The organism is Aestuariivivens sp. NBU2969 (assembly GCF_019931125.1).
GTDB classification, from domain to species: Bacteria; Bacteroidota; Bacteroidia; order Flavobacteriales; family Flavobacteriaceae; genus Aestuariivivens; species Aestuariivivens marinum.
Map to the genome: position 1 here is coordinate 199,714 of NZ_JAIOUU010000001.1, position 12,585 is coordinate 212,298.

At 34.8% G+C, this 12,585-nt stretch carries 10 protein-coding genes; 2 read left to right on the forward strand and 8 right to left on the reverse strand.

The window, feature by feature from the left end; translation table 11 throughout:
• Nucleotides 1-4: 4 nt before the first annotated feature.
• The 4 genes from K7G79_RS00835 to tpx form a co-directional block, all read right to left on the reverse strand.
• Entirely contained in the window at nucleotides 5-646 is a 642-nt protein-coding gene (locus tag K7G79_RS00835; RefSeq protein WP_223548240.1) for an outer membrane lipoprotein carrier protein LolA, read from the reverse strand.
• A gap of 4 nt (nucleotides 647-650) precedes the next feature.
• Nucleotides 651-3,026: a DNA translocase FtsK gene (locus K7G79_RS00840; RefSeq protein ID WP_223548242.1), complete on the reverse strand. Its 2,376-nt coding sequence runs from the start codon at nucleotides 3,024-3,026 to the stop codon at nucleotides 651-653.
• A gap of 104 nt (nucleotides 3,027-3,130) precedes the next feature.
• Complete coding sequence (locus K7G79_RS00845) at nucleotides 3,131-3,499, reverse strand: diacylglycerol kinase (protein ID WP_223548243.1); 369 nt, start codon at nucleotides 3,497-3,499, stop codon at nucleotides 3,131-3,133.
• Between the two features lie 8 nt (nucleotides 3,500-3,507).
• Nucleotides 3,508-4,011 carry a thiol peroxidase gene (tpx, locus tag K7G79_RS00850; RefSeq protein WP_223548245.1) on the reverse strand — a complete coding sequence of 168 codons (504 nt, stop codon included), beginning with the start codon at nucleotides 4,009-4,011 and terminating at the stop codon, nucleotides 3,508-3,510.
• Between the two features lie 198 nt (nucleotides 4,012-4,209).
• Here tpx and katG point away from each other — a divergent pair, with 198 nt between their 5' ends.
• A complete protein-coding gene (katG, locus tag K7G79_RS00855) occupies nucleotides 4,210-6,411 on the forward strand; it encodes a catalase/peroxidase HPI (RefSeq protein WP_223548247.1) in 2,202 nt (733 codons plus the stop codon).
• Nucleotides 6,412-6,505: 94 nt separating this feature from the next.
• Here the strand turns inward: katG and K7G79_RS00860 are convergent, their stop codons facing one another.
• The 3 genes from K7G79_RS00860 to K7G79_RS00870 form a co-directional block, all read right to left on the reverse strand.
• On the reverse strand, nucleotides 6,506-7,144 hold the full coding sequence (locus K7G79_RS00860) for a peroxiredoxin (RefSeq protein ID WP_223548249.1): 639 nt from the start codon (nucleotides 7,142-7,144) through the stop codon (nucleotides 6,506-6,508).
• Between the two features lie 104 nt (nucleotides 7,145-7,248).
• Nucleotides 7,249-8,721 carry a Na+/H+ antiporter NhaC gene (nhaC, locus tag K7G79_RS00865; protein WP_223548251.1) on the reverse strand — a complete coding sequence of 491 codons (1,473 nt, stop codon included), beginning with the start codon at nucleotides 8,719-8,721 and terminating at the stop codon, nucleotides 7,249-7,251.
• Between the two features lie 572 nt (nucleotides 8,722-9,293).
• Complete coding sequence (locus K7G79_RS00870; RefSeq protein ID WP_223548253.1) at nucleotides 9,294-10,526, reverse strand: aminotransferase class I/II-fold pyridoxal phosphate-dependent enzyme; 1,233 nt, start codon at nucleotides 10,524-10,526, stop codon at nucleotides 9,294-9,296.
• A 158-nt stretch (nucleotides 10,527-10,684) separates the two neighbouring features.
• On the opposite strand from K7G79_RS00870, the gene K7G79_RS00875 reads away from it, so the two are divergent.
• Nucleotides 10,685-11,143, forward strand: a complete 459-nt coding sequence (locus K7G79_RS00875) for an Lrp/AsnC family transcriptional regulator (protein WP_223548255.1) — start codon at nucleotides 10,685-10,687, stop codon at nucleotides 11,141-11,143.
• A gap of 57 nt (nucleotides 11,144-11,200) precedes the next feature.
• Here the strand turns inward: K7G79_RS00875 and K7G79_RS00880 are convergent, their stop codons facing one another.
• A complete protein-coding gene (locus K7G79_RS00880; protein ID WP_223548257.1) occupies nucleotides 11,201-12,583 on the reverse strand; it encodes an aldehyde dehydrogenase in 1,383 nt (460 codons plus the stop codon).
• Nucleotides 12,584-12,585 lie beyond the last annotated feature (2 nt).

Here is a 12,585-nt window from a genome sequence, read left to right on the forward strand (position 1 = left end):
AACCCTAATCTAGGTTGTTAATGTAATAATCACTGTATTTACTAATGTCAAAGGTAAATAAGGATTTTGATATGGGTTCGTTTGTTTTAAAAGAATTAACAGTGAGTGTGGTTTTTGTTCCGTTTTTACCTATTTGTATTAGGTTGTATATATGCTTTGTTTGTGCATCAATTCCTAACAGGATATTTTTTATTTCAGAATTCGAATCAATAGGTATTAATTTCACATATTGAATTTTTCGCCCTTTTACATTCTGAACAATATCAAGATCATAAGTATAACCATCTTCATAAAAAGAAAGCATTTTACTTGGCGTAATGCTGTCATCATCATCACTTTTTGATGATGAAACAGTCACTTCTTCATCTTCAGGACTAATGTTATAAGTACTATTGCCATCATAAATGTGGGTTATGCCCAATATGTTTAGAATATATTTTTCGCCTTGCATCACCACGTCGCCACGAGTTTCCTGTCTCACGTTTTCCGATATGTTTTCAAGAACATATTTAAAGTCTATAGAAATATTATCGTAGCTTTTTACTTTCTCTGAAACTTCTTTAAGTAAAAGTTTTGCCTCATTTTTAGGTTGAGAAAAACCACAAAAAGTTATTGTTAAAATCAATAATGTTAATATTCTTTTCATTTTTTTAAGATTCATTTTCTAAATGATTATCAAGGGCTGCTAAGTCTGTAATAAGAACTTGTCTTGCTTTACTGCCCTCAAAGGGGCCAACAATACCAGCCGCCTCTAGTTGATCTATAAGTCTGCCGGCTCGGTTGTAGCCTAGTTTTAATTTTCGTTGCAATAAAGAAGCCGAACCTTGTTGTGCGGTAACAATAACTACTGCAGCTTCTTTAAACAGAGCATCTCTTTCAGATATATCTATATCAAGACTTGTGCCACTTTCTTCACCAATATATTCAGGTAATTGATAGGCTTCAGGATAAGCTTTTTGGGCACCAATATAATCGGTAAGACGTTCAATTTCAGGCGTGTCTACAAAGGCACATTGCACTCGAATCAAATCATTGCCTTGCGTGTATAGCATATCACCGCGACCAATAAGTTGGTCGGCGCCAGAGCCATCCAATATGGTTCTGGAGTCAATTTTTGAAGTTACCCTAAATGCAATGCGGGCGGGAAAATTAGCCTTAATAATACCCGTAATTACATTTACTGATGGACGTTGTGTAGCAATAATTAAATGTATCCCAATGGCACGGGCTAGTTGAGCCAAGCGGGCAATAGGCGTTTCTACCTCTTTTCCTGCTGTCATGATTAAATCGGCAAACTCATCTACAACCAAAACAATGTAGGGCAGAAACTGATGCCCTTCATTTGGGTTAAGTTTTCTTGCCTTGAACTTGGAATTATATTCTGCTATATTCCTACACATAGCATTTTTAAGCAGTTCGTAGCGGTTATCCATTTCAATACATAACGAATTCAATGTATTGATTACTTTAGTATTATCTGTAATGATAGCTTCTTCACTATCTGGGAGTTTTGCTAAATAATGACGTTCTATTTTGTTGAATAGCGTAAGCTCCACCTTTTTAGGGTCTACCAAAATAAATTTTACTTCGGCAGGATGCTTTTTATAGAGCAAGGAAGTTAACACGGCGTTTAAACCAACCGACTTTCCTTGTCCTGTAGCACCTGCCATGAGTAAGTGTGGCATTTTTGCCAAATCAACTACAAGTGTTTCGTTGCTAATGGTTTTTCCCAAGGCTATAGGCAATTGCATTTCAGAGTTTTGGAATTTCTTAGATGCTATAACCGATCGCATGGAAACCACAGTGGCATTTTTATTGGGAACTTCAATGCCTATGGTTCCTTTTCCTGGAATAGGGGCAATAATACGAATACCCAAGGCCGATAGTGAAAGGGCGATGTCGTCTTCCAAATTTTTAATTTTGGAAATTCTTATACCTGCTTCTGGAACAATCTCATATAAAGTAACTGTTGGTCCGATGGTGGCTTTTATACTGGCAATACCAATTTTATAGTTGTTTAAGGTCTCAACAATTTTATTTTTGTTTTCTTCGAGCTCTTCCTGATTTATTTTTATACCTTCAGTATCGTATTTTTTTAATAAATCCAATGGTGGAAATTGGTAATTCCCTAATTCTAATGTAGGGTCATAAAGACCAAAATCTTCTACCAATTTATTCGCTAGATTGTCAGTTTCAGAACTCTCTTCTTTTATATCTTCAACAGTTATCTCTAGCTCAGTACCATTATTTTCATCCTTTGAGGCACTTAATTCTAATGGTGTGAGGGGTATATGTTCCTTTTTGTTTGAAGGTGTATTATCGTCCAAATTCAATTCAAAAGCTGATTTTATGGCTTCGGCTTCATCAGATAGATTATTGTCAATAGGAACGTAAGTATCTTTGTTGGCTTGTGCAAATTCTTCTGATATATTTTTTTTAGCCGATTTGAATAGCTTAATGAAGCTTTCAAAGGTAACTTTAAACCGAATTGCCAAATAACTGATCAATCCAAATAAAAGCAATAAAACAACCCCAATTTTGCCAATATAGTCCTGTAAAAAGGAATTGATCTCAAAACCTATGGTGCCACCAAGAATATCATTTATATGATTAAAAAAACCCAATAATACCGAAAGCCAAATGGCTATTAACGTACCCCAAAACCAGTGTTTCCTTAATTTTGTCTTTTTGATATTCATTAAAACGAATATCCCAGAAAGAAATATGAGTCCAGAAAAAATAAAGGAGGCAATTCCAAATCCACGGTGTATAAATAAATCACTTAACCAAGCCCCAGTTTTGCTTAGCCAATTTTCTGCTTTAACATTGCGAGACATAAATTCTGCAACAGAGCTTTGGTCGGTTTTGCCGGTAAAGAAAAAAGATACAAAGGCAATAAACAGCAAGATGCCAAAAAGGACCAAAAAACTACCAAAGATTAGTTTTTGCTGATTAGAAAGCTTAAAACTTGGTAGTCTTAATTTTTTTCTTGGTGTTTTTTTTGTTTTGTTTTTTTTCTTGGCCATTAATGGGTCAATTCAAAATTGTGTTAAAAACGAATGCTTTTAAATTGCAACAAAAATACAAATAACTAACGTTTATCCTAAGGCAATAGTATTAATAATCTGGATTAAAAAATCTTTGGCAGGTAAATAATTAAACCAATAACTGAGGCAAAAGCAGCAGCGATAAATACTGCTCCTGCAGCAATATCTTTAATATATCCTATTTTATTATGGTACTCTGGATGTATAAAATTTGCAATTTCTTCAATAGCTGTATTAAGACCTTCGATACTCATTACAATTCCAATAGCCAGAAGCTGAATAATCCATTCGGTAGTAGAAATATTAAAAACGAACCCTGCGATTATAACCAATAGGGCTATACAAAACTGTATTTTAATGCTAAGTTCGTTTTTAAGAAGTAATAAGGCACCTTTTATAGCGTACTTGATACTTTTTAACCGATTAGTTAATAAGGACTCTTTACTAAACATTATACCTGTTAAGCCTGTAATGCAGCTAAAGCAGCTTTGTAGTTTGGCTCTTCAACAACCTCTTGTACTTGCTCCGTATGCAAAATTTTTCCATTTTCATCAAGAATAATTATAGACCTAGCCAAGAGACCTCTTATGGGGCCGTCCACATAAGTTAAATTATAGGATTCTCCAAAATTGCCGTTTCTGAAATCAGATAATGTTTCCACATTGTCAATACCCTCAGCACCACAAAATCTTGCCATGGCAAAAGGTAAATCTTTTGAAATACATAATATTTTTGTGTTGTTTAGTTTGCTTGCTTCTTTGTTAAATTGCCTTACAGATGCAGCACAAGTACCTGTATCTATACTATGAAAAATGTTCATTATAACCCTAAAGCCTTTATAGTCATTTAAGGTTTTATCTGATAAATCGGCAGCTGCCAATTCAAAATCAGGTGCTTGAGTGCCAATTTTAGGGAGTTCTCCTTTTGAATGGATGGTCTTTCCTTTTAGCGATAATGTTGCCATGGTATTTGATTTTTATTTGAATTTAAAAATAATAATATTAACCGTTTAAAGCAGGTTATTTTTGATAATTATTTTGAAAATTTTACATCTAATAAGTTTTATCAATTTTATCATAATTTATAAAAATATGTTTTAAAAACTCTTTGAGTAATATTTGTTAATTTTAAGAAATTCACAATCTAATAAAAACTTCAATAAATGGAAAACAAAAAGCACACAAATGGAGCGAATAGATGTCCATTCGCCAGTGGCATGCAAAAAAGCACAGCGGGAGGTGGAACAAGAAATAGGGATTGGTGGCCTAACGAGTTAAAATTGAATATATTAAGACAGAGTGGGGTAGAATCCAATCCTATGGGTGAAGATTTTAAATATGCTGATGCTTTTAATAGTGTAAATTTTGAAGAATTAAAGCAAGATGTTCTTAATTTAATGACAGATTCTAAGGACTGGTGGCCAGCAGATTATGGACATTATGGGCCGTTTTTTATTCGTATGGCTTGGCACAGTGCAGGAACTTACCGTGTTGGTGATGGTCGTGGTGGTGCAAATTCTGGATCACAACGCTTTGCACCTTTAAATAGTTGGCCAGATAATGGTAATTTGGATAAAGCACGCTTGTTGCTATGGCCTGTAAAAAAGAAATATGGAAAAAATGTATCTTGGGCAGATTTAATGATTTTGGCTGGTAATTGCGCTTTGGAATCGATGGGATTCAAAACCTTTGGATTTGCAGGTGGACGGGAAGATATTTGGCAGCCCGAAGAAGATATTTATTGGGGATCGGAAAACCAATGGTTAGGTAATAATGAGCGTTATGATACAAGTGACGGTGATTTAGAAGGTCATCTTGGGGCGGTACATATGGGATTGATTTATGTAAACCCAGAGGGGCCTAACGGAAATCCAGATCCCTTGAAGTCTGCACATGATATTAAAATTACCTTTGGTCGTATGGCTATGAATGATGAGGAAACTGTAGCTCTGGTAGCTGGTGGTCATACCTTTGGTAAGGCTCATGGCGCTGCCGATCCCGATAAATATGTCTCTGCTGAGCCTCATGGCGCATCAATTGAGGAAATGAGTACAGGTTGGAAGAATTCCTTCGGTACTGGTGTATTAGATGATGCTATTACTAGTGGATTGGAAGGAGCTTGGACACCAAATCCTACGCGTTGGGACCATGATTATTTCGATGTTTTGTTGAACTATGATTGGGAGCTTACCAAAAGTCCGGCAGGAGCACATCAATGGACACCTACCGCAGAGTCCCATGCGCGCATGGCTCCTAAAGCCGGTGATGCTAATGGAAAACAAGCCTTAATGATGTCTACTGCAGATATGGCACTTAAAATGGATCCAACCTATTTAGAGATATCTAAGCGTTTTTATAGTGATCATAAAGCTTTCGAAGATGCTTTTGCTCGTGCATGGTATAAGTTAACCCATCGAGATATGGGACCTATAGACAGGTATTTGGGTCCTGAAGTACCAAAAGAAGAATTGTTGTGGCAAGATCCTGTCCCTAAAGTTGATTATGTGTTGAGTGATGCCGATATAAAATCGCTTAAGGATATGATTCTAGCTTCTGGACTTACTGTATCTGAATTGGTTAAAACAGCCTGGGCATCAGCCTCAACGTTTAGAGGGTCAGATATGCGTGGTGGTGCCAATGGTGGACGTTTGCGTTTAGAACCCCAAAGAAGTTGGGAAGTCAATAATCCAACAGAGTTGAATAAAGTCTTGAATGTGTTTGAAGGTATTCAAAAGGAGTTCAATGGAACCGTTTCTATGGCCGATTTAATAGTTTTGGGAGGGGTCGCTGGAGTGGAAGAAGCGATTAAAAATGTTGGATATCATATTTCTGTTCCTTTTACGCAAGGTAGAGGAGATGCAACTCAAGAACAAACCGATTTAGAATCGTTTGGATATCTAGAACCTTTAGCAGATGGTTTTAGAAACTACATGAAATCTGGTTTAAAAGTAAATGCTGAAGATTTGTTGGTAGATCGTGCTAATTTATTAACACTTACTATTCCTGAAATGACGGTTTTGGTTGGTGGTTTACGTGTACTAGGGGCTAACTATGATGATTCTAGCTTTGGAGTGTTTACTAATAATGTGGGTAGACTAACGAACGATTTTTTTATTAATGTTTTAGATTTTTCAATTAAATGGGAACCTACAACTTCAGAAAAAAAGGAATTTATAGGTAGGGATCGAAAAACCGGAGCAATGAAATTCTCCGCAACAAGGGCCGATTTGATATTTGGATCAAATACAGAGTTAAGAGCGGTAGCTGAAGTTTATGGAGCTGATGACGGTCATGAGAAATTTGTTAATGATTTCGTGGCCGCTTGGACAAAAGTTATGAATCTCGATCGTTTTGATATAAAATAGGGGATTATAATTTTGTTAAATAAAAAAGCCTGTTGCACTTCGACTTCGCTCAGTGACCAACAGGCTTTTTATTAGGTTGTTTTTCTAAAAAACACTAGTTAACGTGCTTTTCTAAAAATTCAGCAACGCCTTCATGCGTGGCTTGCATACCAACTTTTCCTTTGTTCCAGTTTGCAGGGCAAACTTCGCCATTTTCTTCGACAAACTGTAGTGCGTCTACCATACGCAAAGCTTCATCTACATTTCTTCCCAAAGGTAAATCGTTCACAACTTGGTGACGTACAATACCTTCTTTGTCTATTAGGAATAAACCGCGGTAAGCGATTAATTCACCTTCTGCTTGAAGCATATCATTTTCGTCATAATACGTTTCACCAGCCAATACATCATAGTTGGCAGAAATGGTTTTATTGGTGTCGGCAACAAGTGGATAGCTAACGCCTTTAATGCCACCATGGTTCTTATCAATCTGCAACCAACCGTAATGTGACTGTTCTGTATCTGTTGAAACAGCAACTACAGCTACATTTCTAGCTTCGAAATCAGCTAATTTTTCTTGAAAAGCATGTAATTCAGTTGGGCATACAAAAGTGAAATCTTTTGGATAAAAGAATAACACAACATATTTTTTTCCAATGAATTGATCTAATGAAAAATCGTTAACAAATTCGCCGCCGTTTATCACAGCTTGTGCATTAAATCGAGGTGCTTTTTTACCTACTAATACTGCCATTTTAATTAAATTTTATAAGTTGAAATTTTAAAACAGCCGCAAAGATATGTAATGCTATACGAAAGGCAATACTAAATTATTTTAAAAATTTATAGAGTAATAGTTTATGCTAATACACCCTTTAATTGTTTGATTTTAATATTTAAAGCAGCAAAAAATAAGGTAGTAAACGGACTTAACCAGTTGAATATAGCATAGACAAAATAGTCTACAACTCCCACCCCTAAAACACCAGATTGATAGGCGCCACAGGTATTCCAAGGAATAAGAACAGAAGTCACGGTACCCGAATCTTCAAGGGTTCTACTAAGGTTTTCTGGAGCTAAACCTCTATCATCGAATGCTTTTTTAAACATTTTTCCTGGAATAACAATTGCCAGATATTGATCTGAAGCAATGGTATTTAATCCTAAACAACTAATCACCGTACTGGCGAATAATCCAAAAACGGAAGTCGCAACCGATAGCAATGCTTTTGTTACTCTAGCTAAAGCACCAATGCCATCCATAACACCTCCAAAAACCATAGCACTAATTATGAGATAAATCGTCCAAAGCATACCGCTCATGCCACCTGCCGTAAATAATTCGTTTAGTTTTTCATTGTCGGTTGCTATTTCTGTATCGAATAAAATAGAATTAAAAATGGCGTTAAGGCTTGAGTTATTAAGTTCTTTGAGCACTTCAAGTTGAAAGATAAATGCAAATATGGCTGCAAGAATAATACCAACGCTTAAGGCAATTAAAGGCTTGGTTTTCATTAATATTAAAGCGATAACAGCTAGTGGTACCAAGAACAACCATGGAGACACGTTAAATGTAAGACTTATAGAATGTAACAAACCAGATATATTTGTACTTCCAGAAGTGTCTACTGTTGTACTTATTATAGAAAAAACCACCAAGGTAACCAATATGGTTGGTACGGTAGTAATGGTCATATAGCGTATATGGGTAAATAAATCGGTGCCGGCTATAGCTGGAGCTAGGTTTGTAGTATCGCTTAGTGGAGACATTTTATCACCAAAATAGGCTCCAGATACTACCGCACCGGCTATCATACCTGTGTCAATACCTAAAGCAGTACCAATTCCAATTAAAGCAATGCCCACTGTAGCAGAGGTGGTCCAGGAGCTTCCTGTAGCTATGGATATTATAGCACAAATAACAACACATGCCGGTAAAAAAATACTGGGATGTAAAACTTCCAAACCATAATATACCATAGCGGGTATAACTCCGCTTACAAGCCACGTGCCAGCTAGAGCTCCTACTAAAAGTAAAATAAGTACTGGCACAAAAACACTTTTTAGGTTTTCCCATATCTCGTCTAACATATTGGAAATAGATACTTTATTAAAAAAACCAACAATAGCAGCAATTAAGCCACCAAAGAGTAAGATAAACTGATTGGAATATTCGCCTAACATTTCACCATCTGCAAATTGAATGTTGTAGAACAATAAACCCATTAAGATAATTACAGGAATTAAAGCCTCCCAAATGTTTAGCTCTTTATTTTCAATAATGCTTTGATTGTCTATTTTAATTTTAGAAGAGTTTTTATCGTCTTGCATGAAATTATTTTTATCTCGTAATGTTACGATTTTAGTTGAAGCTATGCAAATGCAAGGAGTTATGTGCATTTGTTTTTCACTCTTTTTATTGAGATTTGCATTGATTATGTTTTAAAAAAGATCCTTAATGAAAGTAACATTGCTTTTGAACTCTTAATGGTTCAACAGACCATTTTTGCTAATCTTTCATGGTATGGTATTGCAAAAACCCAAGACGCTTATTTTGTATCCAATTATTCCCTATTAGATACTAATAAACTGTTTTTAAACTTTGTTAAACATTTCAAGCAGTGAGATTTTAAGACCTTTAGAGTTTAAAGAACGTAAAAAAATAGCTTGGTTCAATAAGGGCTATTTTTGTATTTATAAAATGAATAGTAATGAATTTCAATATTTAGAGTATCTACTTTTAGATGTTGTTAATCCTAATGTTTGAGTTTGAGTTCTACATCCTATAGAGATAATAACCAACTGATAATGAAACCTTTTTAACGAGATACTAAAAAAACCAAAAAAGTAATGCTATCTATTTGAAAACGTTTTAAAAGAAATTAATTTATTAATTAATTATTTTAAATTTTAACATATGAATATTGGACCTTAGGTTTGAGAATATATAATTCTTCCATACAGTTCCGCATCATATTATAAGTACGCTCTATATCAGCATCCAACCCTATTGAGAAACGTATGAGTCCATCACTTAATCCCATAGCCTTTTGTTCCTCTTCAGGTATTTCAGATGAAGTTGATGTTCCTGGTGCACTAAAAAGTGTTTTATAGAATCCTAAACTTACAGCCAGATAGCCTAAGTTTCTGTCTTGCATGAGCTCCATAAGTTCATTGGCTTTTTCTAGTGACCCCACATCAATAGTTAACATACCTCCAAAGCCATATTGTTCATTCATCATGCTTTTAAATAGGTTGTGTGATGGGTGGGATGGTAATCCAGGGTATACTGTTTTTAATCCATCGGATTCAAATTTTTCAGCTAAAAACAATGCATTTCTGCTATGTTGTTGCATTCTAATATGGAGTGTTCTTAGATTCTTGAGTATAGATGCGGCTCGTAAGCTATCCATAGTAGAGCCGAATAGCATTGAAGCGCCATCGTTTACATTTCTTAATTGGTTTATAAATTCTTGAGTACCGCAAACCACACCACCAACCGTATCGCTAGAGCCGTTTATGAACTTAGTTAAACTATGCAAAACAATGTCTGCTCCTAATTTTGCAGGTGAAATGGATAGTGGTGAAAATGTATTGTCCACAACCAATTTTATATTGTATTTGTTGGCAATTTTGGCTAAACCTTTAATGTCTGCGACTTCCAAAAGCGGATTGCTAACAGATTCACAATACAAAACCTTAGTGCTTTTTGTAATGGAAGCCTCAACTTTTTCTAAATTGGTAATGTCTACAAATGTGGTTTCAATATTTAATCTAGGAGTAAAATTTTTTAAGAAGGCATAAGTTCCTCCGTATATGGTTCTGCTCGAAACTATATGGTCGCCGGAACCGCATAATTGCAATAAAACAGGAGTAATGGCACCCATTCCTGAAGCCGTTACACTAGCAGTTTCTGTGTCTTCCATGGCGGCCAAGGCTTCGCCTAAGTATAAATTGGATGGTGATGAGTGACGGGAATATAAATAGCATCCATCAGCATTACCTTCAAACGTATCGAACATCGTCTTTGCAGACAAAAACGTATAAGTTGAGGAATCTGATATGGAAGGATTAACACCTCCAAATTCTCCGAAATATTGTAAATCTTGAATGTTGTTAGCGGGTTTGAAAGCCATATTTTTATGTTTTTTGATACTATAAAGTTCAATATAATTAGAATAAAAAACAATAAAGTATGTATAAAATAGAAAATAAATCTATATAGGTGTTTATTTACAGATTAAAAATTATTAAATTAGTGTTTTGATACTTATTTAAAGAAAATTTTTCAATCATGGTTTTTGATGATATAGACAAAAAATTGCTTGAATATTTACAGAACGATAGTAAACAGACCAATAAAGAACTTTCAAATAAACTAAATCTTTCCGTTACCGCTGTATACGAACGTATTAGGAAACTAGAACGAGAAGGGGTTATTAATGGATATGTAGCACAGATAAATAAAGAAAAAATTGATAAGGCTTTTGTGGTTTTTTGCCATGTAAAATTGGTGCAACATGCCCAAGATTATGTTATAAAATTTGAAAATGAAGTTGCTGGTTTAAACGAGGTGTTGGAATGTTACCATGTAAGCGGTGATTACGATTATCTATTAAAAGTTATTGTGAAAGACATGGCGGCCTTTAGAGAGTTTATGGTAAAAAAATTAACCTCGATTAACCATATTGGTAGTACCCATAGCATGTTTGTTATTAATGAAGTAAAACACGCTACGGCTATTAATTTTTAATTTGTGATCACTAAATATAAAATAATGTAGTATACTCCAGATGGATCTACCAATTATCTAAAACACCCCAAAATATTTAAATGCAGTTTTTAACATACGTAACTTATTTTTATAAGGCGCATAGCGAAGAGGAGGGTCTATCCAAGTACCTCTTTTCATAATTGATTTTTGATGCGTGAATGTATCATAACCATGTTTACCATGGTATTTACCTATACCACTCACTCCAATGCCTCCAAAGGGCAACCTATAGTTGCCGAAATGAGTCAGCACATCATTAATAACTCCCCCTCCAAAGCTGTATTTTTTAATAATCCCTTTTGTGAATTTTTTGTTTTTTGAAAAAATATACAAGGACAAAGGTTTTTCCAAACCATGAATTATAGTTTCAATATCATTCTCAATTTCATAGGTAAGTATGGGTAAAATAGGACCAAAAATTTCTTCAGACATTAAGGGGCTATCTAACTTTGGTTCTTCAACTAGTGTTGGAGAAATGTAGTTATTTTTTTCGTCCGTGTTGCCACCAAAAATGACATTGGATTGGGTTAAAAGATTTTTTAATCGTAAAAAATGTCTTTCATTGATGATCCTAGGGAAGTCTTCTGAATCTTTAGGCTCATTACCATATTGTTTAGTAATCTCTAATTTTAAAGCGTCAATAAATTGGGTTTTTATGTTCGATTTTACAATTATATAATCTGGAGCGATGCAGGTTTGCCCTCCATTAAGAAATTTTCCCCAAACCAACCGTTTAGCTGTTAATTGTAAATTGATGGTGCCGTCAATGATGCATGGCGATTTTCCACCTAGTTCCAAAGTAACTGGAGTTAAATGTTTTGCAGCTGCTTTGGCTACAATTTTACCGACCTTAGTACTTCCAGTAAAGAAAATATAGTCCCAATGTTGCTTTAACAATTCGGTTGAAGTTTCCACACCACCTTCTATAGCAATTGCCAATTCCTTAGTAAAAACAGTTTCAATAATTTCAGTTATAATCTTTGAAACATGTTCTGTAAGTTCACTGGGTTTTAAAACCACTGTATTACCAGCAGCTATGGCCATAATAAGAGGTTCCATAGCCAATAAAAAAGAATAGTTCCAAGGTGCAATAACCAATACCGTTCCATATGGGTCTTTGTAAATATAATCTTTTGAAGGAAAGGTTAATAATGAAGCACTTACCCGTTTAGGTTTAGACCACTTTTTTAAGTTTTTAATGACCAGGTTTAACTCTGAAATTACTAACCCTAACTCACTTAAATAAACTTCAAATGAAGATTTCTTAAAGTCTTTATGAAGGGCGTTATAAATGTCATGCTCCCTCAAAAGGATTTCTTTTTTAAGTGTTTTTAAAAGATTAAGACGATGTTTGACATCCTTTGTTTTTTGTGATTTAAAAAACGTTTTTTGTAATAAAACTATTTCAGGTATGGACATTA

Coding starts and splice junctions, on each gene's coding strand:
- K7G79_RS00870 (WP_223548253.1), bottom strand. CDS start 10,526: ATGGCTTTCAAACCCGCTAACAACATTCAAGATTTACAATATTTCGGA.
- K7G79_RS00845 (WP_223548243.1), bottom strand. CDS start 3,499: ATGTTTAGTAAAGAGTCCTTATTAACTAATCGGTTAAAAAGTATCAAG.
- K7G79_RS00835 (WP_223548240.1), bottom strand. CDS start 646: ATGAAAAGAATATTAACATTATTGATTTTAACAATAACTTTTTGTGGT.
- K7G79_RS00880 (WP_223548257.1), bottom strand. CDS start 12,583: ATGTCCATACCTGAAATAGTTTTATTACAAAAAACGTTTTTTAAATCA.
- katG (WP_223548247.1), top strand. CDS start 4,210: ATGGAAAACAAAAAGCACACAAATGGAGCGAATAGATGTCCATTCGCC.
- K7G79_RS00860 (WP_223548249.1), bottom strand. CDS start 7,144: ATGGCAGTATTAGTAGGTAAAAAAGCACCTCGATTTAATGCACAAGCT.
- K7G79_RS00875 (WP_223548255.1), top strand. CDS start 10,685: ATGGTTTTTGATGATATAGACAAAAAATTGCTTGAATATTTACAGAAC.
- tpx (WP_223548245.1), bottom strand. CDS start 4,011: ATGGCAACATTATCGCTAAAAGGAAAGACCATCCATTCAAAAGGAGAA.
- nhaC (WP_223548251.1), bottom strand. CDS start 8,721: ATGCAAGACGATAAAAACTCTTCTAAAATTAAAATAGACAATCAAAGC.
- K7G79_RS00840 (WP_223548242.1), bottom strand. CDS start 3,026: ATGGCCAAGAAAAAAAACAAAACAAAAAAAACACCAAGAAAAAAATTA.